The sequence below is a fragment of the Ruegeria sp. CL3 genome (genome assembly GCF_056536505.1).
The window spans coordinates 35,671-60,403 of record NZ_JBQFPT010000004.1 but is presented as its reverse complement, the minus strand read 5'-3'; the positions used below and the strand labels follow the sequence as shown (position 1 = coordinate 60,403).

Here is a 24,733-nt window from a genome sequence, read left to right as displayed (position 1 = left end):
CGTCAGGCCACAGCGCGGGATCGCCCTGCGTTGCGGCCTGAGAAGATGCAGCCGCCAAGGAAGGTGCCTTCAAGCGCGTTGTAGCCATGATAGCCTCCGCCGCCGAAACCGGCGACTTCGCCGGCAGCAAACAGGCCGGGCACCACTTGCCCGTTCGCTCCGATCATCTGACTGTCCAGATTGGTCTGCAGCCCGCCAAGCGTCTTGCGGGTGAGCACGTGCAGCTTGACCGCAATCAACGGGCCGTTTGAGGGATCGAGGAACTTGTGCGGCTTGGCCGTCCGTATCAGCTTGTCACCGCGATAGTTGCGCGCCGCCAGAATCGCCATCATCTGAGCGTCTTTTGAGAACGGATTGTCGACCTGAGAATCCCGCGCTTCGATCTGCGCCCTCAGATGGGCTTCATCAATCAGACCTCCGCCCAACTGGTTCATGCCGCTGACCAACTCGGTCAGAGTGTTGGCGACGATGAAGTCCTCGCCCTTTTCCTTGAACGCCTCAACGGGGGCCGTGGCTTTGCTGCCTGACAGGATGCGTTGGCGGATCACCTCTTTCCAACTGCCCGAGGTGAAATCGGGGTTCTGTTCTGACCCCGACAGAGCGAATTCCTTTTTGATGATCTTCTGGGTCAGAACGAACCAGCTGTACTCGTGTCCTGTTTTCAGAATTTCGCGCAGCGTCCCTAGCGTGTCGAACCCCGGCAAGCAGGGCGGTTGCAAGCGGTTGCCCTTGGCATCGAACCACATCGAGCTTGGACCGGGCAGGATACGAATTCCGTGTGCGGGCCAGATCGGATCCCAGTTTCGGACGCCTTCCGTATAATGCCACATGCGGTCGCCGTTGATCACATGGCCGCCCGCCTTTTCGCTGATCGCGATCATGCGCCCATCGACGTGAAACGGGACACCTGCGACCAAGTCTTGCGGAGGTTCGCCCAGACGGTCGCGGGGCCAGTTCTTGCGAACCATCTCAAAATTCCCGCCGATCCCGCCTGAGGTGACGATGACCGAAGGGGCATAGTATTCAAACTCGCCCAGCTCTTCGCGGTTGGTTTTGGCGCCGCGCTGGGCTGTATCCTCGGCCAGAACTTCGCCCGAGACACCTTTGGCGCAGCCGTTTTGCATTATGATGTGGCTGACCTGATGGCGGAACTTCAGCTGGATCAACCCCGCACTGACATGTTCTTTCACGCGGCGGATGAAATGCTCCAGCACGCCCGGTCCGGTGCCCCAGGTGATGTGAAACCGCGGCACCGAATTGCCATGCCCGTCCGCATAGGAGCCTCCACGCTCGGCCCAACCAACCACCGGGAACCAGCGCAAACCCATATCGTGCAGCCAAGGGCGCATTTCCCCTGCGGCGAACTCGACATAGGCCTCGGCCCATTTCCGGGGCCACTGATCGTCGTCGCGATCAAATTGCGCGCTGCCCATCCAATCCCGCAGGGCCAGGTCGTGGCTGTCCTTGATGCCCATCCGGCGCTGCTCGGGCGTGTCGACCATGAACAGGCCACCGAGGCTCCAGAACGCTTGCCCTCCCAGGAAGCTCTTGGGTTCCTGATCCACAACGATCACAGTCTTGCCCCGGTCGCCCAGCTCAGCCGCAGCCGCCAGCCCGGCCAGCCCGCCTCCGACAACGATCGCATCTGCCGTGTTATTGGCCATGTCAGGTCCTTTCAGCGTTTGCGAAACCAAAGGAGGAAGGGGAACACAACGACATACATAGTGACGCCATAAACCGCCGAGGGCAAAGCCAGAGTGCTGAACCCGGTCTCGGTTCCCGTGATCAATGCCGCCAAGGTCAGCCCAAGGGTTGAGTTCTGGATGCCGGTGTCAATCGAGATGCTTTTGCACTCGGCCCAGGACAGGTTCGCGGCGCGCGAGACACCCAGACCGATCAGAAGCAGGGCGATATTCAAAGACACCAACCCGGTGCCCATGATGCCAAGGTTCTCAATAAAGAGCTGCCAGTTCCCGGCCACGGCGGCGATGACGATCAGCAGGAACAGAGCGCCAGCCAGTTTGGACAACCCGCCCTCGATACGGTTTGCAAACCCCGTTGCAAACCTGCGAACCGTTATACCAATGGCGACTGGCAGGGTCGTGATCAGGAACATGGCGATCGCCAGCCCGGTGATCGACACCTCGGGCGCGTTCTCGCCCATGAAATGCGCGATGGTCCATGCGGCTAGGATCGGCACAGTCAGGATCGACAGGATACTAATCACCGCTGTCAGGCTGACCGAAAGCGCCACATCGCCCCTGGCAAATTTCGTCAGGATGTTGCTGGTCACACCACCCGGACAAAAGCTGAGCAGCATGAAACCGACGGCAATCTCGGGCGGCAGACCTAGCAGTTTGACGGTTGCAAACGCGGTGATTGGCAGCAGCACGACCTGACACAGCGCACCGATTGCAAACGGGTATTTGCGGGTCAGGACGCGTCGGAAATCGGCGATCTCAAGCCCGATGCCCAAAGACAGCATGATGATGGCCAGCGAAACAGGCAGGCCGACATTGATTAGAAAATCCAAGAACAACTCCTCCCAAAGTCGTTTCAATGCAGACTAAGCGAGGGGGAAACCGTCAGGCAACCGCGTCGTTAGGTCATCTATAACGTTCTACAAACCGGCGCAGGATTTCGCCCGGCTGTGTGACGTCGGCGGCGTTGCAGATATCGATCAGGCGCTGGGCGTCCTCGGGCGGGAAATAGCCGTGATGCTTATAGATGTTGATGCGCTGCTCAAAGTCTTTGGCGCCAGCTTCCGGATGGAACTGGGTGGCATAGACGTTTTCCCCCCAGCGGATCATCTGAAACGGGCAGGGTTCTGAGGCGACAAGATGCACGCATCCATCGGGCAGGGTCTGGACGGCCTCTTTGTGGCCCACAAACGCGTCGAACTTGGGCGTAAGGCCCGCAGTCAAGGGATCAGCGGCGCCGTCCTCTGTCAGACGGCATGCCGAAGGGCCAACCGGTTCACCGAACTTGGCCTTGCTGACGTCGCCACCCAAATGCGCGGCCAGAACGCCTAACCCATAGCAGCAACCCATGAAGGGATGATCCTGCTCAGTGATCTGCGGCATCAGCCCCATGACCGCGTTCTCAATCTTTGTGTCCAACTCGGATTTCGTTGCAGGATCGTCGCTGACGCAGCCCGGGCCTCCGCCAACGATGACACCTGCATAGTCGGTGACATTCAAGCCTTCAGGCAGGTCTTCGCAATCCAGCCTGATGCGGTGGGTTTGCTCTGGCGTCAGGCCGGTTTTGTCGAGGATCGAGGCATATTCGGCATCCGATGCATCAGCTTCGGGGCGCAATTGTAGGATCAGAAAGCGTTTCATAGTGGGGCTTTACCTGTCAAAGCGGCCAGAAGACAAGGATCGCGGGGATCGAAACAGCGATGATCAGGATTTCAAGCGGCAGACCCATGCGCCAATAGTCACCGAACCGATAGCCTCCGGGGCCCAGAACCAGCGTGTTGTTCTTGTGTCCGATCGGTGTGAGGAACGCGGCCGAGGCCGCAACCGCCACCGTCATCAGGAACGGGTCGGGAGAGACTTCGAGCGTGCGGGCCATCTGGATGCCGATCGGGGCGGCGACAATGGCCGTGGCCGTGTTGTTCAGCACGTCCGACAGGGTCATCGTCACGACCATGAGTACGGTCAGGATGGCCCAGGCGGGCAGGCCATTAGTCAGCTGGATCAGGGCATTGGCGATCAATTCGGTACCGCCTGAAGTCTCTAACGCGCTGCCCAATGGAATCATCGAGCCGAGCAGCACCACAACGGGCCATTCGATATGGTTGTAGATGTCACTGATCGGCATGATTTTGGTCAGGACGTAGGCCACCACGACAAAACCCAGCGCGATGGGCAGGTAGATCAACCCAATGCTGGCCGCCAGAACCGCAGCGGCGAACAGACCGATGGCGAGCCAGGCTTTTTCGTTTGCTGTTACGTTCAGGCCCCGCTGCGCCAGTGGCAGACAGCCCAGCCATTCTGTCACGTCTGCACCCCGGTCGCGGGGGCAGAGCAGAAGCAGGATGTCGCCGGCCTCGACCTCGGTCTTGCGGACTTGTTCGGTGATGCGGCGTCCCTGGCGCGAGATGCCCATCAGAACCGTGCTTTGCCGCCACGCCAGACCCAACCCTTGCGCGGTACGGCCGGTGATGCGTGCGCTTTCAGTGGCGACAACTTCGATCACCTCAAGCCCGTCGCCTTCTGCCGTCAGCATCTCTTGCCGGCGGGTGTCCGAGAAATCCAGCTTGAGCGCCGCGCGGAATTCATCCAGCGCTTCGGGCCGCGCTTCCAGTACCAGCGCGTCGCCCTCTTTCAGAGTAGCGTGGGCAGATCGGCCATAGCGCCGTTTGCCGTCGCGGATCAGGCCGATAATCGCCACATCGGACTTTTCGGCATCCTCGTACAGCTCACTGACGCGCTTGCCGATATGGGGTGACTCGGAGGGCAGGGTGAGTTCGGCGATGTATTCGGCCAGCGCCTCGGAGGCTTCTTCCTGTGCGCCTCGGTTCGGAATCAGCCGCCAGCCGATCAGCGAGACGAAAGCCAATCCGGCGATGGCTGCAATCCCGCCAACGGGGGCGAAGTCGAACATCTTGAACGGCTCGCCCAATGTCTCGGCCCGGATCGAGGCGATGATGATGTTTGGCGGTGTCCCGATCAGGGTCGCCATGCCACCCAGGATCGTCGCAAAACTGAGCGGCATGAGCGTCAGCCCCACAGCGCGCCCCGCTTTGCGCGCAGTCTGTATGTCAACCGGCATCAGAAGGGCCAGTGCGGCGACGTTGTTCATGAACGCTGACAAAACCGCGCCGATCCCGCCCATCAGTGCGATATGGGCGCCAAGACCGCGCGAGGCATCCACGAGGGTGCGCGTGATCAGGAATACGGCCCCGGATCGGACCAGCCCAGCCGAAACTACCAGCACCAAGGCAACGATGATCGTTGCGGGATGCCCGAACCCGGCAAAGGCGTTGTCGACTGGCACAACACCCAGCGTGACCCCGATCATCAGGGCAGTGAAGGCCACAAGGTCATACCGGAAACGGCCCCAAAGGAGCATTCCAAAGACTGTAATGAAAAGCGCAAACAGAATGATTTGATCGGTCGTCATGCGGCCACCTTACCCTCAGATGGGCGTCTCGCAAGCCGCTCTCTTGATCCTTTGCCCCGCAAACGTCTATATGAGCGCCGAATACGCTAACATGATGACGAGGACGCACCATGGCAGGCCACTCCAAATGGGCCAATATCCAGCACCGCAAGGGACGTCAGGACGCCGCGCGGTCCAAACTGTTTTCCAAACTGTCGAAAGAGATCACCGTGGCCGCCAAGATGGGCGACCCCGATCCCGACAAGAACCCGCGCCTGCGTCTGGCGGTGAAAGAGGCCAAGTCGAACTCGGTCCCCAAGGACGTGATCGACCGCGCGATCAAGAAATCGGTTGCAGGAGAAGGTGACGAATACGAAGAAATCCGGTACGAGGGTTACGGCCCCAACGGTGTGGCCGTGATCGTCGAAACCATGACGGATAACCGCAACCGGACGGCCTCGACCGTGCGCTCGACCTTTTCCAAGAACGGTGGAAACCTGGGCGAAACCGGTTCGGTCGGGTTCATGTTCGACCGCAAGGGTGAGGTGGTCTATCAGGCGGATGCAGGTGATGCGGATACCATCTTTGAAGCCGCGATCGAGGCAGGGGCCGAGGATGTCGAAAGTTCGGAAGATGGTCACATCATCTGGTGCGCCGATACCGATCTGAACGACGTATCGAATGCGCTGGAAGAGGCGTTAGGCGAATCCGAATCCACTAAGCTGGTCTGGAAACCCACCACGACCACTGAGCTGGGTCTGGAAGACATGCAGAAGCTGATGAAGCTGGTCGATGCGCTGGAAGATGACGATGACGTTCAGCGCGTGACAACCAATTTCGAAGCGACTGATGAGGTCATGGCGCAGCTCTGATCGCACTCAAAAACTGGTACCTGAAAGCCCGGCCCGTTTGGTCGGGCTTTTGTTTTTTGCTTCCGAAGTGTTGCTTGGCTGATCCGGCTCAAGCGATTACTCTTTGAAATGTGGGCGAGAAAACAAAAGGGCTGGCTTTGATGCCAGAGTGATTTATGGCGCGTGACCCGTCAGATCTGGCAAAACGCAACGTCCCGGTTCTCGCCGGGCAGAGCATTCTGTCTCAGGTCGCGTGGACCTTAGGCAGTCCGTCGGTGGTTTTACCGTTTCTGGCGGTCTCATTCGAGTTGCCGATGTTCATCGCTGGGGCGTTGGTCTCAGTTCGCATGGTCGGCAGCATGATCGCGGATTTCTTTCTGGCGCGTTCGATTGCCGCGCGGCCCGAGAAGAAACGCGGGATCGCGATGACCGAAATTGCAATCGGAACCTGCCTTTTGGTCGCCATGGGAGTGGCCGCCACAGGCATCGTGCCGTTGATTGCCATTGCCTTCATTGCAGTCTTTTTCCTGATCGGGCTTATCGATGAGGTGCAGAACCTCATGTTAACCGATCTACTGGGCGATCATGTGCATTCGAAATCCCGAATGATGATGCAGTATTTGCAACTGGGGGCCGGTGGGCTGGGCGCCATAGGGTTGGCGCTTTTGTTGCATGAGTTGACCAAGGACAATCCGCCGTTTTCGCGCCACTCAGCCGTCATCGCTGTCTCCGCCACGTTCTTTTTACTGTCTGCCCTGTCGATCCTCGCGATGTTTGAGATCCGCAAAGCCAACAGTTCAGCAGCCAATGAAGCGAAACACTTGGGCCTGTCTTTGAAAGCCAATATCAAGTCCATTTTCAGCATGTTCGAACATGCTTGGTTTCGCCGCTACCTGGTCATGCGCATGCCGCTTGTCGTGGTGTCCTTGTCGGTGCCGTTCTTTGCCCTGATCGCGGCCGAGGCGCATCACAGCTCGGCCAAGGGGCTGACCGCGATGATTGTGTCTTCTGCGTCTGGCTATCTTGTCTCGGCCCCGCTTTGGCAGCTGTTAAACATGAAATCCCATCGTACCGTCATGGTCGCAGGGACTTTGATGGTGGCGATCACGGGGATCGTCCTCTTGGCGTTTCACTATTTGGGCATCGACCACGAAGTTCACTTGCACGCAATTGCCCTGTTCATCGCAACGGTTGCCGTCACGGGGATCAGCAGCGCGCGCAAGCTCTACTTTCTTGACGTCGCCCCGAAAGAGCAGCGGGTTCAGGCCTCTGCCGCGATCAAAAGCATCGCACGCCTGACCGCTGTTGCCATGTCAGCCGCTTTGGCAGCGGTCGCTCATATGCATGAGGTTTCGCTGGCGGTTGCGTTCATTGTGCTGTGCAGTCTGGTCGCAACCGCTGCCTGTTATCTGGTCGTCTTACCCAAGCCTGCGACACCTGATCTGCAGGGCGGCCAACGTCGTTAGAGTTCCAATCAGAAGAACGACGAAATCTCGTCCAGAGGTTTCTTCATCTTGGCAACGGAGGGGACAGTCGCGGCCTCTGATGGGTGACCAACAGCGATGATCATCGTCGGCTTTTCCGATGCGGGGCGCCCCAGCGCGTCATTCAGGAATTTCATCGGGTTCGGCGTGTGCGTTAGTGTAGAAAGCCCGGCGTGATGCAGGGCAGCCAACAGAAAGCCCGTTGCGATATTGACGCTTTCCGGGACGTAGTAGTTTTTGTACCGCGTTCCATCCTCGAACTCACCCCAGCGCTGGGCGAATACCACGATCAGCCAGGGGGCAATGGTCAGGTGTTCTTTGACCGCGTTGGTCCCGATGGGCTCTAACGCTTTGATCCATTCATCCCCTGCGCCGCCAGCATAGAAACGACGTTCTTCTTCTTCGGCTTCTTCACGGATGCGCTGTTTCAAAGCCGGTTCAGCGATGGCGGCAAAATGCCATGGCTGGTGGTTGGCCCCGGATGGCGCGGTGCCTGCGGTCCGCAAGCAGGTCTCAATTACTTCGCGATCAACGGGGCGGTCGATGAAATCTCGAACGGTATGGCGCTGTCGCATCTTGTCGTAGAATGCCTGAGCGGCCTGCTGCATCTCGGCATCGTTCATCTCGCTTCGGTCGGGCAAAGGGATCGGATCATAGCTGAGCGCATCGCGTGAGAACATCGTCTTACTCCGGATTTTTGCCCTTTATCTGGTGGTCGGCATCCGGGATCAAGGCCTTTGCAGCGGCCTGCTTTACGGCTTTGGTCAAGGGGGTCAGGGCCGAGGCCAACACGCGACCAACCTGCCAATTGAGGGGCACGTCCAAAGGCGCATCGGGCGCGACTTCGCAAAGCCTTCCGTCCCGCAACGCTTCGCGCACCAAGGGCTCCGGATTCATGCCCCAACCCAATCCTGCAATAGCGGCGTCGACAAACCCATGGGAAGAAGGGATGAAATGCGAAGGTGGCGACAGTCGCTGCCTGGTTTGATTGGATATCCAGACCCGCTGAAGGCTGTCCTTGCGGTTGAATACAAGGCAGGGCGCTTGTGCCAGCGACCGCGCGGTCAACCCCTCACTGAACCAGCGTTTGGTGAACTCCGGGCTTGCCGTTGCGAGATACCGCATCGCGCCAATGGGATGCGTATCACATCCAGTGACTGGTTGCCCTCCGACGGTGATTGCGGCGCTAACCTCGCCCCGGCGCAGCCAGTCTGCCGAATGCTCCTGATCGTCGATCACGAGATCGAACAGCAGGTCCGGCACCTGCGTCATCACATCGATGAACCACGCAGCCAGAACATCGGCCGGAAGGGCGATGCGCACCCGCGCCGGACCGGGGCCGCTCTCCAAGGTCAATTCGCGTGCAAGTTGGGACTCCAGCAGTCCGATATCCTCGGCATGTTTGGCAATCCGCAGCCCGGCAGGCGTGGCGGTGCAGGGGGAGCCGCGATTGATCAGGCTGGTGCCGATGCGATCCTCCAACGCTTTGATCCGTTGGGATATTGCCGAGGGCGTGACGGACAGCTCAGAGGCGGCGGCGTCAAAGCTCCCATGCCGCAGAATCGCGGCCAGCGCGTTCAGATGATGCGGATCGATCAGCATTAGTCAGACTTAATCCTGTTCAGTATCTTTAATTTGATAGACCGAGGCGAAGTCGCTAGTCAAACCTTCAAACGACAGGAGGTTTCATGTCTGCGCCCCTCATTGCTGGTTTTGTCCTGAGCTTCAGTCTTATTCTGGCCATTGGTGCGCAGAATGCGTTCATCCTCAGGCAGGGTCTGCGGCGCGAGCATGTGTTTATCCTGTGCCTGACCTGTGCCGTATCGGACGCGATCCTGATTACCGCCGGGATTGCCGGGTTTGGCACTCTGGCACAGGCCGCGCCGTGGTTTGAGACGGTTATGCGCTATGGCGGCGCTGCGTTTCTTACATGGTACGGATTGCGCAGCCTGTGGTCAGCCTGGCAGGGGGCGGCGGCGATGGAACTGGGCGAGAGCCAACGCACAAGCCTGCGGTCGGCGATGCTGACCGTGCTGGCCTTCACCTGGCTGAATCCGCATGTCTATCTGGATACCGTGGTGCTGATCGGCTCGATTTCGGCCCAGTATGACGACCGGTTCAGCTTTGCCATTGGGGCCGTGACCTCAAGCTTTGTTTTCTTCTTCACGCTCGGCTACGGGGCCAGGATACTATCGCCGTTTTTCGCACGCCCGCGCGCATGGCAGGTGTTGGACGCTTTGATCGGGATTGTGATGCTGGGAATTGCGTGGAAGTTGCTTGTCATGTGAAGGGTTGTTCTGCCGGTGAATTCGGTGTTCAACCGGGAGCATGACAACAGCTTCAGCACCTTCGCGCCCCGTAGTGGGAATGTTCTGGATGTTCGCCGCGGGTCTGGCCTTTGTGGTGATGACGGCGCTGGTGAAATCGCTAGGCTCGACCATGGACCCGATTCAGGCCGCGTTTTTGCGCTACGTCCTTGGGTTGGTATTTCTGCTGCCTGCTCTGCGGTCGATCCTGGCCACACGGCTCAGCAAGCGCGATCTCTCACTATTCGGGCTAAGAGGGGTCATCCACGGGGTGGCGGTCATGCTGTGGTTCTACGCGATGACACGCATTCCTTTGGCCGAGGTGACGGCCATGAACTACATGACCCCGGTCTATGTCACGCTTGGCGCGGCCCTGTTTCTGGGTGAGAAGCTGGCCTTTCGCCGGTTGGCGGCCATTCTGGTCGCCCTGATCGGCGTGCTGATCATTCTGCGCCCCGGCTTTCGTGAGGTCTCCAGCGGGCATCTCGCCATGCTGGGAACGGCGCTGACGCTGGGTGGGTCCTACCTGCTGGCCAAACTGTTGGTGCGGGATATCCCGCCCTCGGTCGTGGTGGCCCATCTGTCGATCTGGGTGACGTTGGCCTTGATCCCCTTTGCAATCGCGGTCTGGTCGCCGCCTACTCTGCGGGACATCGGGGTGCTGTTTCTGGTCGCAAGCTTTGCAACGGCAGGACACTACTTTATGACATTGGCGCTGCAAGCCGCCCCGGTTGCGGTGACTCAGCCGGTCACCTTCCTGCAGCTGATCTGGGCGACGATTGTCGGTGCCTTGGTGTTCCACGAAAGCGTTGACATCTGGGTCGTGGCTGGCGGTACGCTGATCCTGACCGCCGTCAGCTTCATTTCCTGGCGCGAAGCGATGCTGAACAAACGCGATGTGACACCATCGGCTTTTGCACCCAAAGCATGAAATCATCCGTCTGAAAACGAGATTGATTGACGAGTCAATAAAAAGCGCCTAGCGTCGTCGGGAAATCCTGTTGCCCAGGGGGACGCGATGCCAAAAGTCGGAATGGAGCCTATACGCCGTGATGCGATCGTTCGTGCGACGATTGCCGAATTGGGCGTACAGAAATCTCTGGATGTGACCGTCAGCCAGATCGCCAAGCGCGCGGGCATGTCCAGCGCGCTGGCGCACCATTATTTTGGCGGCAAGGATCAGATCTTTCTGGCTGCCATGCGGCAAATCCTGACGGATTTCGGTAAGGAAGCCCGGACTGAGCTGGCCGCCGCAGCCCCTGACCAACGGGCTCAGGCCATCATCCGCGCCTGTTTTGCCCATTCGTGTTTCACCCCGGACGTGATTGCCGCGTGGATGACCTTCTATGTCCTTGCGCAAACCAATGACGATGCGCTGCGGCTGTGGAAGGTCTATCAGGCGCGCATCCGCTCGAACCTGATCCATGCGCTGCGCCCGCAAATTGCCGAACCGATCAACGCGGCCGAGACCATGATTGCCTTGATCGACGGGCTGTACATCCACTCGGCGCTGAGCGCCCCGGAAGAGCCACAGCTGGCTGCCAATCACGCCTTGCGCGTCCTGAATACTCTGCTCGAGGGCGAAAAATGACAAACCCAAACATTCTGATCCTGATGGTGGATCAGCTGAACGGCACCTTGTTTCCCGATGGTCCGGCCGACTGGTTGCACGCGCCGAACCTGAAGAAACTGGCCGAACGCTCGACCCGTTTTGCCAATGCCTATACTGCCTCACCGCTTTGCGCGCCGGGGCGGGCGAGCTTCATGTCGGGTCAGTTGCCCTCACGCACGGGGGTCTACGACAACGCAGCCGAGTTCCGCAGCGATATCCCGACCTATGCCCACCATCTGCGCCGCGCGGGGTACTACACTTGCCTGTCGGGCAAGATGCATTTTGTCGGGCCAGACCAGTTGCACGGGTTCGAAGACCGCCTGACCACCGATATCTACCCCGCCGATTTCGGCTGGACCCCGGATTACCGCAAACCGGGTGAGCGGATCGATTGGTGGTATCACAACATGGGCTCGGTCACTGGTGCGGGTGTGGCCGAAATCTCGAACCAGATGGAGTATGACGACGAGGTCGCTTACCACGCCAAGGCCAAGCTCTATGATCTGGCGCGCGGCAAGGACGACCGTCCGTGGGCTATGACCGTCAGCTTCACGCACCCTCATGACCCCTATGTTGCGCGCCGCAAGTATTGGGATCTTTATGAGGATTGCGAGCATCTGCTGCCCGAGATCTCTGATCTCGGCTATGAAAATCAGGACCCGCATTCCAAGCGTATTTTCGACGCCAACGACTGGCGCAGCTTCGACATCACCGAGGAAGATATCCGCAAGTCGCGCCGCGCGTATTTCGCCAATATCTCTTACATGGATGACAAGATCGGTGAGATCCTCGAAGTGCTGGAGACGACGCGCCAAGAGGCGATCATCATGTTTGTCTCGGATCATGGCGACATGCTGGGCGAACGCGGGTTGTGGTTCAAGATGACGTTCTTCGAGGGCTCGTCGCGAGTGCCACTGATGATCTCGGCACCGGATTTACCTGCCGGACTGATTGAAACGCCTGTGTCCACCATCGACGTGACCCCGACTCTGGGCGCGCTAGCCGGTGTTGATATGGCCGAGATTGCCCCATGGACGGATGGCGAAGACCTCGTGCCTCTGGCCAAAGGGCAGGAGCGGACAGCCCCTGTGGCGATGGAATACGCGGCCGAGGCCTCCTATGCGCCGCTAGTCTCGTTGCGCTACGGCAAGTGGAAATACAATCGTTGCGCGCTGGACCCCGATCAGCTGTTTGATCTTGAGGCTGACCCGCATGAACAGAACAACCTCGCCGATGACCCCGCGCATGCCGGAACCTTGCAAACGTTGCGTGCGAAGTCCGAGGCGCGCTGGAACCTGGGCCGGTTTGATGCGGATGTTCGCGCCAGTCAGGCGCGCCGCTGGGTTGTCTATGAGGCGTTGCGGCAGGGTGGGTACTACCCCTGGGACTACCAGCCGCTGCAAAAGGCATCCGAGCGCTACATGCGCAACCACATGGACCTGAATATTGTCGAGGAGAGCCAGCGGTTCCCGCGCGGCGAGTGACCTCTTCTTATTATTGAAAATACGCCCGCCGGAGGCAGAGCAGGTTTCGAAACCTCTCACGGCGGATCTATGGAGACGTGAAATGGAAGCAGATTTTGTCATTGTGGGTGCTGGCTCTGCCGGCTGTGCGATGGCCTATCGCCTGAGCGAGGCTGGGGCCTCGGTCCTGGTGATCGAACATGGGGGCACGGATGCCGGGCCCTTTATTCAGATGCCTGCGGCGCTGAGCTATCCGATGAATATGTCGCTGTACGACTGGGGATTCAGCTCGGAACCCGAACCTAACATGAACAACCGCCGGATGGCCTGTCCGCGCGGCAAGGTGATCGGTGGGTCGTCCTCTATCAACGGGATGGTCTATGTGCGCGGCCACGCGCGGGATTTTGACACTTGGGCGGATATGGGTGCGGATGGGTGGTCCTATGCGGATGTGCTGCCCTACTACAAACGTATGGAAACCTGGCATGATGGTGGCCATGGCGGTGACCCTGAATGGCGCGGCAAGGATGGTCCGCTGCATGTGTCACGCGGTCCGCGCAAAAACCCGTTGTTCCAAGCCTTCGTCGATGCCGGTCAGCAAGCGGGCTATGAAGTCACGGGCGACTATAACGGCGAAAAGCAGGAAGGCTTCGGCCCGATGGAACAGACCGTCTGGAAAGGACGGCGCTGGTCGGCGGCAAATGCTTATCTGCGACCTGCTCTGAAACGTCCCAACTGCGACCTCGTCAAGGGTTTGGCATCGCGCGTTGTAATGGAAGAGGGTCGCGCAGTCGGCGTCGAGCTGGTGCGTGGCGGCAAGAAAGAGGTCATTCGTGCCCGGCGTGAGGTTGTTCTGGCGGCCTCATCGATCAACTCGCCCAAACTGCTGATGCTATCGGGTATCGGGTCGGCGTCGCATCTGGCGGAGCATAGTATCGACGTTGTTGCTGATCGTCCGGGCGTGGGCGCAAACCTGCAGGACCATCTAGAGCTGTATATCCAGCAAGCCTCGCTGCAGCCGATCACGCTGTATAAGCACTGGAACCTGTTCAGCAAAGGGCTGATTGGCGCGCAGTGGCTGTTCACCAAAACTGGTCTTGGGGCCTCGAACCAGTTCGAGAGCGCGGCGTTCATCCGGTCGAACCCGGGCGTGGAATACCCCGACATCCAGTACCACTTCCTGCCGATTGCAGTGCGCTATGACGGTCAGGCCGCGGCTGAAGGGCATGGGTTCCAGGCGCATGTGGGGCCGATGCGGTCTCCGTCGCGTGGGGCTGTGACTTTGCGGTCGAACAAGGCTGAAGACGCGCCGGTGATCCGGTTCAACTACATGAGCCACGAAAAAGATTGGGAAGACTTCCGCAAATGTATCCGCCTCACCCGTGAGATCTTTGGTCAGGACGCCTTCAAACCCTATGCGGGCAAGGAGATCCAGCCCGGCGCCTCGGTGCAGACGGATGAGGAACTGAATGCCTTCATCGCAGAGCATGCCGAAAGCGCCTATCACCCCTGTGGTACCTGCCGGATGGGGCGCGCGGATGACAAGAACGCCGTGGTCGACCCTGAAGGTCGTGTCATCGGCGTGGATGGTTTGCGCGTGGCTGACAGCTCGATCTTCCCCCAGATCACCAATGGCAACCTCAACGCGCCGTCGATCATGGTTGGTGAGAAAATGTCGGACCACCTGCTGGGCAAGGATGCGCTTCCGAAGGCCAATGACCGCCCGTGGATTCACCCGCAATGGGAGGTAGCGCAGCGCTGATTTGATCCGCGTCAAAGTGGGGTGGGGCGACATTCGATAAACCTGAATCGCAACGACATTTATTCAGGAGCGAACAGAAATGTCCCACACCCCGCATGAACTGGCAGAAGAGTTTCCGGACAAAGTTGAGGTGATGAGCCAGCTCAAGCAGACGGACGCTCATTTTGCGCGGCTGGCTGATGAGTATCACGAAATCAACCGCCGCGTTCATCGCGCCGAAACCAATATCGAGCCGGTGGAAGAACTGGCCGAGGGCGAGATGCGAAAGAAACGCGCCGCGCTCAAGGATGAGATCTGGGCGATCGTGTCCAAGGCTTAATGCCAACAGCGGGGGCTCTGCCCCCGCACCCCCGGGATATTTTTGGCCAGATGAAGATCAAGTGACCTCGTATGGCAATGTGCCTCGGGTATGAGTGTCGATAGCCAAGCGCCGTTCCAGTGGCGGAACCGAGCGTTGGTGACAGTTGGCGCGCTCGCAGATGCGGCAGGAAATGCCGATCGGTTCATAGGCGCTGGCGTTGTTGATATCCAGATTGTCTGCATAGACCAAGGCTTCGGCATGGCGGGTTTCGCAGCCCAGTGCGATGGCATAGCGGCGTACCGGCGCACCGAATGAGCCGCCGGGCTTTGAAACATCCCTCGCCAGCGAAATGTAGCGGACACCATCGGGCGTTTCTGCCAGTTGCCGCAGGAAATGCCCCGGTGTTTCAAAGGCGCGGTGGACGTTCCACAACGGGCAGGCACCGCCAAAGCGGGCAAATTGCAGCCGCGTGGCCGAGTGGCGTTTGGTGATCGTTCCGGCTTGATCCACGCGGACGAAGAAGAACGGGATGCCTTTTGCGCCGGGGCGCTGCAACGTGGACAAGCGGTGCGCGACCTGCTCGATAGAAGCGCCAAACCGGTTGCTCAGCATCTCCAGGTCATGACGGTCTTCTTGGGCGGCGGCCAGAAACGCGCTGTAGGGCATCAGGGACGCGCCGGCGAAGTAGTTGGCAAGACCGATTTTGGCGATTGCGCGGGCCTCTTCACTCTGGAATTTGGCGAAATCGAGCGTCGCTTCTAACAGCTTGTCCTGACTGATCAGGGCAACCTGAAGCAACAGTTGGAAGACCTGTGTTTGCGGTGCAGCGCGTGAGGACAGGCGCAGGGTTCTGCTTTCCTTGTCGTAGCTGCGCAACGGGTTGATGTCTGAGAAGATCACTTGAATGCCGCGCTCTTCCAAACTTTGAAGGGCGGCCTGACGGATGCCGCCCGGGCCGTCGGCGCGTTTGGCAAACAGTTCGGCGGCGCGGTCAACCGCGTCGATGTAGTTGTCGCAATAGTGGAAGAAGTCGCGAACTTCCTCCCATGGGCTGGCTTGGGTGCGGGAGTCTTCGCGGCCTAGCGCTTCGTCTAGTGAGGCGAGGCGTTCGTGGGTTTGGCGATAGCTTCGGTGCAGCTTGATAAAGGCACGGGCAAGGGCTGGGGCGTTTGAGGCGGTCAGGCGCAGATCAGACAAAGGGGGGATGTCGTCGGCAAAGACCGGATCGGCTAGCGCTTCACGCATATCCGAGACCAGCCGTTCGCTATCGCCCGTACTCAGTTCGGTCACGTCCATGCCGAATTCCTGCGCCAAAGCCAGAACAACCGTGGTCGAGATCGGCCGGTTGTTGTTCTCCATCTGGTTCAGGTAGGGCAGGGAAACACCCAGTTTTGTGGCAAATTCCTTTTGGGTCAGCGTCAGGCGCGTGCGCATTTCGCGCAATTTGGCGCCGGCATAGAGTTTTTGGGTGGCCATCGGCGTGCCTTTGCAAATTTTCTATTTTGGCACGTTAACTTTGCAAACCCTCGGGGGCAAGGCGGCTTAGAGGCCCAATTGTCGTTCGCGCCAAATGACCGAGGAAATGGCCGCGATGGCGAGGATCGCCGTGACCAGCATGAGCCAGAGCAAGGGCATTGCGCCTGTTTCAACGGTCAGTAGCGCCCCTGCCAGTGCGCTCAGGCCTGCCCCTCCGCCCAGCATGATTGCGCCGCTGAGGCCCGAGGCGGTGGCGGCCAGATGTGGCCTTACGGACAGGGCGCCGGATGTTGCGTTTGGGATCGTCATGCCATTGCCCAATCCGACGAACGTCATGAAGCCGAAAAAGCTGAGCGCTGTTCCGAAGCCTGTCAGGAACAATGCGGCAGAAAGGGCGACGCCTGCGGCGTTCAACCAGGTTCCCCAAAGCACCATGCGGTTGATGCCGAACCTGACCGAATAGCGCCCGCTGAAGAAGTTCCCCAGAAAATAGCCCAAAGCAGGTGCGCCGAAATAGATCCCGACTTCGGCCGCGCTCATGCCAAAGACTTCGGTTCCGATAAAGGGCGCACCGCCCAGATAGGCAAAGAACGCGCCTGATGAGCAGGCAGAGGACAGCGAATAGCCCCAGAACCGGGGAGACATCAGCAGCTCAGGGTATTCGCGAAATTGCTGCAAAAGAGTTTTGCCGCTTTTGGCTGAGGTTTCCCCGAAATCGAGATAAGTCAAGGCAAGGGTCAAGGCGCCCAAAGCGAAAGGCAGCCAGAAATTGGCTTTCCAGCCAAAGCTCTCTTCCAGAAACCCGCCTATGGCCGGGCCAATCATCGGGACTACGGCCATTCCCATGGTGACATAGCCGATCATCGAGGCCGCCTGATCCTGATCATACATGTCCCGCACCGCGGCCCGGCTGAGGACCATCCCGACCACCACGACCGCCTGACACATGCGGAAAAGTAGGAACACCTCGGCTGTTGGTGCGTAGATGCAGCCAAGTGTCGCCAGCAGAAAGAGTGCGAGTCCCCAAAGCAAAACCGGGCGCCGTCCCGCTTTGTCTGCAATTGGTCCGATGATGATCTGCAGGACCGCGTTTACCAGCAGGTAAAGGGCAATCGACAGTTGCATGACCTTGTAATGCGTGTCGAAATGCAGGGCCATGTTCGGCAGGCTTGGCAGGAATAGATTCATGCTCAGCGCCGACAGTCCCGAGAGAAGAACCAAAGTGCCGATTGTGGGTGGTGTGCGAAAAGCCGACGACGTTCTGAACTGCATGGTTCGCTTGTATAGCTGTTGAGTAGGCAAAGGCCAGACGCTTGATGCAACTGGTTGAAATTCGCAAATTTACAGTTTGAGCAAATACGATTTTCAAAACTTTGCAAATTTGCCGAAAATATCTTTGGCTGAAGGGTCGCCCGCTGTAGGGTCCGGTCAGATTTCACAGGGGACTATCGCCATGAAAGACATCCTTTCCGAGCTTGAAGAACGCCGCAACGCGGCCCGTCTGGGTGGTGGGCAAAAACGGATCGACGCGCAGCATGGGCGGGGCAAGCTGACCGCGCGCGAGCGGATCGAGCTGCTGCTGGACGAAGGCAGTTTTGAAGAATTCGACATGTTCGTCAGCCATCGTTGCACCGAATTCGGGATGGAAAAACAAAAGCCTGCCGGGGATGGTGTGGTCACAGGATGGGGCACGATCAATGGCCGTATGGTCTACGTGTTCAGCCAGGATTTCACCGTGTTTGGTGGTTCGCTGTCGGAAACGCATGCGCAGAAGATCTGTAAGATCATGGATATGGCCGTGCAGAACGGCGCGCCGATCATCGGGATCAACGACTCGGGTGGTGCGCGAATCCAGGAAGGCGTTGCCTCGCTCGCGGGTTATGCCGAAGTGTTCCAGCGCAACATCACCGCGTCCGGCGTGGTACCTCAGATCAGCGTGATCATGGGCCCCTGTGCGGGTGGCGCGGTATACAGCCCGGCGATGACGGACTTTATCTTCATGGTGAACGACTCGTCCTACATGTTCGTCACCGGCCCAGACGTGGTGAAGACCGTCACGAATGAGGTCGTCACAGCTGAGGAACTGGGTGGAGCTTCTACGCATACCAAGAAGTCCTCGGTCGCGGATGGGGCGTTTGAAAACGATGTCGAAGCTTTGGCCGAGGTGCGCCGACTGGTCGACTTTCTGCCGCTCAACAACCAGGAAAAACCTCCGGTTCGACCTTTCTTTGACGATCCCAACCGTGTCGAAACCTCTTTGGATACACTGGTTCCGGACAATCCGAACACACCGTACGACATGAAGGAACTGATCACGAAGATCGCGGATGAAGGCGATTTTTACGAGATTCAGGAAGACTTCGCCAAGAACATCGTCACTGGCTTCATCCGTCTGGAAGGGCAGACTGTGGGTGTTGTGGCGAACCAGCCCATGGTTCTGGCCGGATGTCTGGATATCGACAGCTCACGCAAGGCGGCGCGGTTCGTGCGCTTCTGTGACTGTTTCGAGATCCCGATTCTGACGCTGGTGGACGTGCCCGGCTTCTTGCCCGGAACGCAGCAGGAATATAGCGGCGTGATCAAGCATGGTGCCAAGCTGCTTTATGCGTACGGTGAAGCGACCGTGCCGAAAGTGACCGTGATTACCCGTAAGGCTTACGGTGGTGCTTATGTTGTGATGGCCTCAAAGCATCTCCGTGGCGATTTCAACTATGCGTGGCCCACGGCCGAGATCGCGGTGATGGGTGCGAAAGGCGCGACCGAGATCATCCACCGCGCTGACCTCGGCGACGCTGAAAAGACCGCGCAGCATGTCTCCGACTACGAAGACCGTTTCGCCAACCCATTTGTGGCGGCTGAACGCGGCTTTGTGGACGAGGTGATCATGCCGCAATCAACGCGCCGTCGTGTCTCGCGGGCTTTTGCCAGCTTGCGCGGCAAGCAGTTGAAAAACCCGTGGAAAAAGCACGACAACATCCCTCTCTGAGCGTGCGGGGTGGGGCGACCCACCCAAATCCGCCGAAAATTGCGGTACTCCTCCGCAATTTGCCCGAAATCAAGGCAGAATTGACAACGAACGAAAAATCGTCGAATGATCCGATCCATCAGACATAGAACCGCGCGGGCACATAGCACTGCGCGCGCGATCCCGGAAGGAGGAGCCTGCCATTGGCGGGTCCGGGGTCGCGCCTTGGGTCTGATGTTCAGCATTCTGTCTTTGCCAAGCATTTCAGTGGCCGAAACTTCTCTGCCCGTGCCCTCTGGCCAACCCGTGCATCTGAGCGACGTTCTGTTGGACAACAACCCCGGTGAACTGTGGGTGCGGTTCCGGTTCATCGCCCCGAAGATTGGCGCGACGGTTGGGCGGATCGGCTATGACGTAGCGTCGAACGATATGGAGCATCTGTGCCAGACGCTGGCGGTTGCCTATGTCGCCCAGCATGATTTGGACCCGGCCTTGGTAGTGATTTCCCTGTCCGACCGCCCGATCCAATTCGGCGATGCCGCCCCCGATGCAACTCAGTTTTTCGAAGCCTACCGGCTGGAGCAGTCCCGGTGTATCTGGGAGGGGCTCTGACCATGATCTGTCGTCATGAAAGCAGAGCATCTCAGACAACGGATGCGGCTTTGGAGGTGCGCGCTATGACTTTTTCCCCTTTCGGGTGCGAATTCTTATTCCCGATGACAGCGGTCAACGAGGTGCTAGGATGTTGAAGCATCGGGGTTTTCCGGGCCGTCTGCCGGGGACGGATTTTCAATTCACTATCCGCCGTGCCAACCCTAAGGGCGTGACGCCGATCACCCGGCGTGAGCGGTTCCGCGACCGCAAACCTGCGGACCGTCGCGCAGATGCCGCCTTTATGGAGGCGCTTTGGCAGAACTTCGGGGATCAGCCCTTTGAACGCGGCAATCTGGATGCAGGGCGGCTGAGCTGGCTGTTTGAGCGTGAGGTCGTGCCAGCCGAAGATCCCTTCGACCCGGCTAGCTATGATGCGTTGTTGGTCATTGATCTGGACGCGGCACGTGCGTCTTTTCCCGAAGTTTTCGGAGTGGGCTGAGCGGTGATCCACCCTGTGCCTCATATCCTTGCCCGCATGGGTAAAACCCTGCCCGAAGACGGGCAGGGCGGGTATGTGGCGTCAGAAGTTCAGCTGCGCGGCGACCTGAACGCGGCTACCGTCGAAGGTGTCACCGGTTGTTGCGTCGTTGCGCTCACCATAGATGTACTCGGCGCTCAGCGTCAGGCTGTCGGTCGCCTGATAGAAGGCGTTGACGTGGATTGTCTCCAACTCGGTGAAGTTGAGGGATCCGCTGCCATCCGAAAAGCTGTTGGTCGCCAGATCATAGTCTTCCCGACCATAGGCGATGCCGACGTTCCATTTCGCACCCAGATCCTGACGGAGCTCGATCGTGTAGCCGTCGACGTCGTTGGCCTGGCCGTTGACGATGGCGTTGCCAAGGCCGATCAGGTAGGGGCCGATCGCTTGGCCAGTCACGTAGTTGACCTGGAACAGACCGCCTTCCCACGGGCGAACCGATCCCGACAGGGTCACGCCCCACTGGTCCACTTCGGTGGCACCATCGCTGGTTTCGGCTTTACCGTAGAGGCCCGAGATACGCGCGACGTAAGTACCGTCATTGTATTCAGCCGCCGCGGTCAAAACCGGGTCGTTCGAGTTCGAGCCGCTGACGTTTTCCTCGAGCGAAACGCTGAACTCAGTGTTCGTGCCGAAGCTGTTGGTATAGCGGATTTGCGGCTGACGGGCGAAGGCGATGCCGACGGGGCCGTTGAATTCAACCGACGTGGGGTAGGTGTCCAGCGGCTGGAAGTTGGTCCAGTACTGACCGATCAGCCAATTGTCACCAATGGTAATGTTAGCGTGACGCAGGCGCAGTTCGGCCGTGCCGTTGGACGCGAACAGGTCCAGCTCCAACTGACCGCCAATATCACCCAGCGCGCTGGGCGTGCTGGTGCGCAGGCCGATGCGCGACTGGCGTACGGTGCTACCGAAGGTGCCGCTGGTTGCGGTCGAAGGCTCGCCGATGACGTTCACGAATGCGGTGTCGCCCTGGTCGAAGTCGAAGTCATAAAAGAAGTCGGCCTTGATGTAGCCGTAAAGGTCCAGGCTGGTGTTCCCAAGGCGGAAATCGCCATTGGCGGGACCGGCGCTGGAGGCCTCGAGCGCTTCGACCCGAGCGCGGAGAGTGTCAAGCTCGGCTTGGGTTTGAGCGTCCTGAGCAAAGGCAAGCGTGCTGGTCACACTAAACGCAGTGGCAGCAAGCAGGATTGCCTTTTTTCTCTTTGTAAACATGTGGGTGTTTCCTTGTTTGCGAGTGTGCATGGCCAAAGTTCCACGCGTCCAGCGATCAGGGAAATCACGAAAAAGGGACGGAAAACGCGTTTTTGCTCAAGTATTTGTGTTGAAAATAAGGTCGTGATTCACGGCAGGGTGAACAGATCGGTTAACCCACAGCATATGCGCAAAAATAATCCGCGAACGGGTGTGAATGCCCGTGATGTTGCAGGCGCAGAAATCAGGCCAGCGGCAGGGAAGTGTAACGAAACTGTGACGGTTTGGGCGGGGTCGACGCAGCAAAATCGCACAACTCTTGTCGGCATGAATTTGCGCGGAGTTTCGCCTGTTGGGCAGATTCTGGCCGGAATCTTAGGTGGAAACAATAACTTGTTTGCAGACAGGATTGTGCAGTGCATCTTGATCCAGCCGTGCGACACTACTTTGCCTGCGTCGCACATGCACCTACTATTCCGTACCCCTTCCTTGCGCGGGCAGGCTTGTGTTCCCCACATCGTCCTGTCCGCGTTTTTCTTTGCACAAAAAACTGGCCTGAATGGGCATAAACCTGCGCAAAATGCGGATTTTACCCCGTTGTTATTGAATAACGGTGCTGAGTTCCGGCAACTGCCTCTAAGAGCAATACAAAAAACTACGAGGCAGACATCATGCGTATCTCAAAAGTGTTCCTTGCACTGGCAACCTGTGCGGGCATCACGGCCTGCGGCGATACTCTCGGCGAACAGGCCATCCTGGGCGGTGGCGCGGGCGCTGTCGGGGCAGCCGTTCTCAGTGCCGATCCGTTGTTCGGCGCGGCCGTCGGGGCCGCAGGCAACGTGCTGTACTGCAAGACGCAGAACACCTGTAACTAACGCGAATTTTCGGGGCGCAAGCCGCCCTGTCCGTCGTCACGCATTGCGCCGACGTGGGGATGTCCTCCCTGCGGCGGCTTTTTGCGTTTCCAGAACACCAAGCCAAAGGACGTTCCATGTTCAATAAGATCCTGATCGCCAACCGGGGCGAGATCGCCTGCCGGGTTATCAAGACCGCCCGCAAAATGGGTATCGGCACCGTCGCCATCTATTCGGACGCGGACAAGAACGCTCTGCACGTGTCGATGGCGGATGAGGCTGTCCATATCGGTCCGCCGCCTGCCAACCAGTCCTATATCGTAATCGATAAGGTCATGGATGCCATCCGCCAGAGCGGTGCTCAGGCTGTCCATCCCGGCTATGGCTTCTTGTCGGAGAACGCCAAATTCGCCGAGGCGCTCGACGCCGAAGGCGTGGCATTCGTCGGCCCCCCGGTTGGTGCGATTGAAAGCATGGGTGACAAGATCACCTCGAAAAAGATCGCGCAGGAGGCCGGTGTTTCCACCGTACCCGGCTATATGGGCCTGATCGAAGACGCCGATGAGGCGGTCAAGATCTCGAACGACATCGGTTACCCCGTCATGATCAAAGCCAGCGCCGGCGGCGGTGGCAAGGGCATGCGGATCGCTTGGAATGACGAAGAGGCCCGCGAGGGGTTCCAATCGTCCAAGAACGAGGCCGCGAACTCGTTCGGTGACGACCGGATCTTTATCGAGAAATTTGTGACCCAACCGCGCCACATCGAAATTCAGGTTCTGTGTGACAGCCATGGCAACGGAATCTATCTGGGCGAACGCGAATGCTCGATCCAGCGCCGGAACCAGAAAGTCGTAGAAGAGGCTCCGTCGCCCTTCCTGGATCCCGAGACCCGCAAAGCCATGGGCGAACAAGCCGTCGCACTGGCCAAGGCCGTGGGCTATTCCAGCGCGGGTACGGTGGAATTCATCGTCGATGGCGAAAAGAACTTCTACTTTCTAGAGATGAACACCCGTCTTCAGGTGGAACACCCGGTGACCGAACTGATCACCGGTGTCGATCTGGTGGAACAGATGATCCGCGTGGCGAATGGCGAAAAGCTGACCATCACGCAGGATGACGTAACGCTGACGGGTTGGGCGATTGAGAACCGTCTGTATGCAGAAGATCCCTATCGCAACTTCCTGCCCTCGATCGGCCGTCTGACCCGCTATCGCCCGCCGCAGGAAACCGCTGCCGGTCCGATGCTGGTCAATGGCAAATGGCAAGGCGACGCGCCCGAGGGTGAGGCTGCCGTGCGCAACGATACCGGCGTCTATGAGGGCGGCGAGATCAGCATGTATTACGACCCGATGATCGCCAAACTTTGCACATGGGCCCCGACCCGCGAAGCCGCGATTGAAGCAATGCGCGTGGCGCTGGACAGTTTCGAGGTTGAAGGGATTGGCCACAACCTGCCGTTCCTGTCGGCGGTGATGGATCACCCGAAATTCGTCAGCGGTGACATGACCACCGCCTTTATCGCCGAGGAATACCCGGACGGGTTCGAAGGCGTGACGCTGCCCGAAGACGACCTGCGTCGGATCGCGGCCTCTTGCGCGGCAATGCACCGGGTTGCTGAGATTCGCCGTACTCGTGTTTCGGGTCGGATGGACAACCACGAACGCAAGGTCGGCAAGCGCTGGGTCGTTTCGCTGGAGGGCCACGAGCTGGCCGTTCAGGTAAACGCCGACAAGGAAGGCGCGACCGTCAAGTTCGAGGACGGCTCGACCGTCCGCGTCGCATCTGACTGGACACCGGGCGATCAGCTAGCAGTGCTGGATGTGGATGGAAGCCCTCTGGTTCTGAAAGTCGGCAAGGTCTCGGGTGGGTTCCGCATTCGCAACCGGGGTGCGGATTTGAAGGTCCATGTGCGCCGTCCGCGTCAGGCCGAGCTAGCCAAGCTGATGCCAGAGAAACTGCCACCGGATACGTCGAAAATGCTGCTCTGCCCGATGCCGGGTCTGGTCGTGAAGATCGACGTGGAAGTCGGTCAGGAGGTCCAGGAAGGTCAGGCGCTGTGCACCATCGAGGCGATGAAGATGGAAAACATCCTGCGCGCCGAGAAGAAGGGCACCGTTGCCAAGATCAACGCAGGCCCGGGCGATAGCCTCGCCGTAGACGAAGTAATCATCGAGTTCGAATGATCATGACCGCGCTTTTGGCATATCCTCAGGTCTCGCCGGCG

At 59.0% G+C, this 24,733-nt stretch carries 22 protein-coding genes; 13 read left to right on the top strand and 9 right to left on the bottom strand.

Annotated features, from left to right (window positions below):
- Window positions 1–2: 2 nt before the first annotated feature.
- From ACR0NO_RS06765 to ACR0NO_RS06750, 4 genes are all read right to left on the bottom strand, one after another.
- The gene (locus tag ACR0NO_RS06765; RefSeq protein WP_480723420.1) at window positions 3–1,664 is read right to left on the bottom strand and encodes an FAD-binding dehydrogenase; all 1,662 of its coding nucleotides are present in this window, start codon (window positions 1,662–1,664) and stop codon (window positions 3–5) included.
- An 11-nt stretch (window positions 1,665–1,675) separates the two neighbouring features.
- The gene (locus ACR0NO_RS06760) at window positions 1,676–2,533 is read right to left on the bottom strand and encodes a bile acid:sodium symporter family protein (RefSeq protein ID WP_480723419.1); all 858 of its coding nucleotides are present in this window, start codon (window positions 2,531–2,533) and stop codon (window positions 1,676–1,678) included.
- Between the two features lie 73 nt (window positions 2,534–2,606).
- Complete coding sequence (locus tag ACR0NO_RS06755; RefSeq protein ID WP_480723418.1) at window positions 2,607–3,341, bottom strand: glutamine amidotransferase; 735 nt, start codon at window positions 3,339–3,341, stop codon at window positions 2,607–2,609.
- A gap of 16 nt (window positions 3,342–3,357) precedes the next feature.
- Complete coding sequence (locus ACR0NO_RS06750) at window positions 3,358–5,130, bottom strand: SLC13 family permease (RefSeq protein ID WP_480723417.1); 1,773 nt, start codon at window positions 5,128–5,130, stop codon at window positions 3,358–3,360.
- 110 nt (window positions 5,131–5,240) lie between these two features.
- Here ACR0NO_RS06750 and ACR0NO_RS06745 point away from each other — a divergent pair, with 110 nt between their 5' ends.
- Window positions 5,241–5,981, top strand: coding sequence for a YebC/PmpR family DNA-binding transcriptional regulator (locus ACR0NO_RS06745; RefSeq protein ID WP_170352472.1), 741 nt, complete (start codon window positions 5,241–5,243; stop codon window positions 5,979–5,981).
- Between the two features lie 155 nt (window positions 5,982–6,136).
- Window positions 6,137–7,426 carry an MFS transporter gene (locus ACR0NO_RS06740; protein WP_480723416.1) on the top strand — a complete coding sequence of 430 codons (1,290 nt, stop codon included), beginning with the start codon at window positions 6,137–6,139 and terminating at the stop codon, window positions 7,424–7,426.
- Window positions 7,427–7,434: 8 nt separating this feature from the next.
- Here ACR0NO_RS06740 and ACR0NO_RS06735 read toward each other — a convergent pair whose 3' ends face one another.
- Complete coding sequence (locus ACR0NO_RS06735; RefSeq protein ID WP_170660027.1) at window positions 7,435–8,124, bottom strand: nitroreductase family protein; 690 nt, start codon at window positions 8,122–8,124, stop codon at window positions 7,435–7,437.
- A 4-nt stretch (window positions 8,125–8,128) separates the two neighbouring features.
- Window positions 8,129–9,046, bottom strand: a complete 918-nt coding sequence (locus tag ACR0NO_RS06730) for an ArgP/LysG family DNA-binding transcriptional regulator (protein ID WP_480723415.1) — start codon at window positions 9,044–9,046, stop codon at window positions 8,129–8,131.
- A gap of 86 nt (window positions 9,047–9,132) precedes the next feature.
- Here ACR0NO_RS06730 and ACR0NO_RS06725 point away from each other — a divergent pair, with 86 nt between their 5' ends.
- The 6 genes from ACR0NO_RS06725 (at window position 9,133) to ACR0NO_RS06700 (ending at window position 14,906) form a co-directional block, all read left to right on the top strand.
- A complete protein-coding gene (locus tag ACR0NO_RS06725) occupies window positions 9,133–9,732 on the top strand; it encodes a LysE/ArgO family amino acid transporter (protein WP_480723414.1) in 600 nt (199 codons plus the stop codon).
- 79 nt (window positions 9,733–9,811) lie between these two features.
- On the top strand, window positions 9,812–10,681 hold the full coding sequence (locus ACR0NO_RS06720; protein WP_371812059.1) for a DMT family transporter: 870 nt from the start codon (window positions 9,812–9,814) through the stop codon (window positions 10,679–10,681).
- Window positions 10,682–10,768: 87 nt separating this feature from the next.
- Window positions 10,769–11,341, top strand: coding sequence for a choline-binding transcriptional repressor BetI (betI, locus tag ACR0NO_RS06715; protein ID WP_170378015.1), 573 nt, complete (start codon window positions 10,769–10,771; stop codon window positions 11,339–11,341).
- Entirely contained in the window at window positions 11,338–12,846 is a 1,509-nt protein-coding gene (gene betC / locus ACR0NO_RS06710) for a choline-sulfatase (protein ID WP_480723413.1), read from the top strand. The genes betI and betC overlap by 4 nt, the downstream gene beginning before the upstream one ends.
- Before the next feature lie 82 nt (window positions 12,847–12,928).
- Window positions 12,929–14,587, top strand: a complete 1,659-nt coding sequence (gene betA / locus ACR0NO_RS06705) for a choline dehydrogenase (RefSeq protein ID WP_480723412.1) — start codon at window positions 12,929–12,931, stop codon at window positions 14,585–14,587.
- 79 nt (window positions 14,588–14,666) lie between these two features.
- A complete protein-coding gene (locus tag ACR0NO_RS06700) occupies window positions 14,667–14,906 on the top strand; it encodes an HP1242/YdcH family protein (RefSeq protein WP_170378021.1) in 240 nt (79 codons plus the stop codon).
- Between the two features lie 57 nt (window positions 14,907–14,963).
- Here ACR0NO_RS06700 and ACR0NO_RS06695 read toward each other — a convergent pair whose 3' ends face one another.
- Together ACR0NO_RS06695 and ACR0NO_RS06690 are read right to left on the bottom strand one after the other, a co-directional pair.
- Window positions 14,964–16,364, bottom strand: a complete 1,401-nt coding sequence (locus ACR0NO_RS06695) for a helix-turn-helix domain-containing protein (protein WP_480723411.1) — start codon at window positions 16,362–16,364, stop codon at window positions 14,964–14,966.
- Between the two features lie 66 nt (window positions 16,365–16,430).
- The gene (locus tag ACR0NO_RS06690) at window positions 16,431–17,636 is read right to left on the bottom strand and encodes a multidrug effflux MFS transporter (protein ID WP_480723410.1); all 1,206 of its coding nucleotides are present in this window, start codon (window positions 17,634–17,636) and stop codon (window positions 16,431–16,433) included.
- Between the two features lie 181 nt (window positions 17,637–17,817).
- Here ACR0NO_RS06690 and ACR0NO_RS06685 point away from each other — a divergent pair, with 181 nt between their 5' ends.
- From ACR0NO_RS06685 to ACR0NO_RS06675, 3 genes are all read left to right on the top strand, one after another.
- On the top strand, window positions 17,818–19,350 hold the full coding sequence (locus ACR0NO_RS06685; RefSeq protein ID WP_480723409.1) for an acyl-CoA carboxylase subunit beta: 1,533 nt from the start codon (window positions 17,818–17,820) through the stop codon (window positions 19,348–19,350).
- Window positions 19,351–19,596: 246 nt separating this feature from the next.
- Window positions 19,597–19,941: a DUF6497 family protein gene (locus ACR0NO_RS06680; RefSeq protein ID WP_480723408.1), complete on the top strand. Its 345-nt coding sequence runs from the start codon at window positions 19,597–19,599 to the stop codon at window positions 19,939–19,941.
- A 130-nt stretch (window positions 19,942–20,071) separates the two neighbouring features.
- Window positions 20,072–20,422 (top strand): hypothetical protein, encoded by a 351-nt coding sequence (locus tag ACR0NO_RS06675; protein WP_170471789.1) that lies wholly within the window; start codon window positions 20,072–20,074, stop codon window positions 20,420–20,422.
- Window positions 20,423–20,503: 81 nt separating this feature from the next.
- Here the strand turns inward: ACR0NO_RS06675 and ACR0NO_RS06670 are convergent, their stop codons facing one another.
- Window positions 20,504–21,676 (bottom strand): DcaP family trimeric outer membrane transporter, encoded by a 1,173-nt coding sequence (locus ACR0NO_RS06670; RefSeq protein ID WP_480723407.1) that lies wholly within the window; start codon window positions 21,674–21,676, stop codon window positions 20,504–20,506.
- A 650-nt stretch (window positions 21,677–22,326) separates the two neighbouring features.
- Between ACR0NO_RS06670 and ACR0NO_RS06665 the strand changes: the two genes are divergently transcribed.
- Both ACR0NO_RS06665 and ACR0NO_RS06660 read left to right on the top strand, forming a co-directional pair.
- Window positions 22,327–22,530, top strand: a complete 204-nt coding sequence (locus ACR0NO_RS06665; protein ID WP_480723406.1) for a hypothetical protein — start codon at window positions 22,327–22,329, stop codon at window positions 22,528–22,530.
- Window positions 22,531–22,646: 116 nt separating this feature from the next.
- Window positions 22,647–24,692 (top strand): acetyl-CoA carboxylase biotin carboxylase subunit, encoded by a 2,046-nt coding sequence (locus ACR0NO_RS06660; RefSeq protein WP_480563708.1) that lies wholly within the window; start codon window positions 22,647–22,649, stop codon window positions 24,690–24,692.
- Window positions 24,693–24,733: the final 41 nt, after the last annotated feature.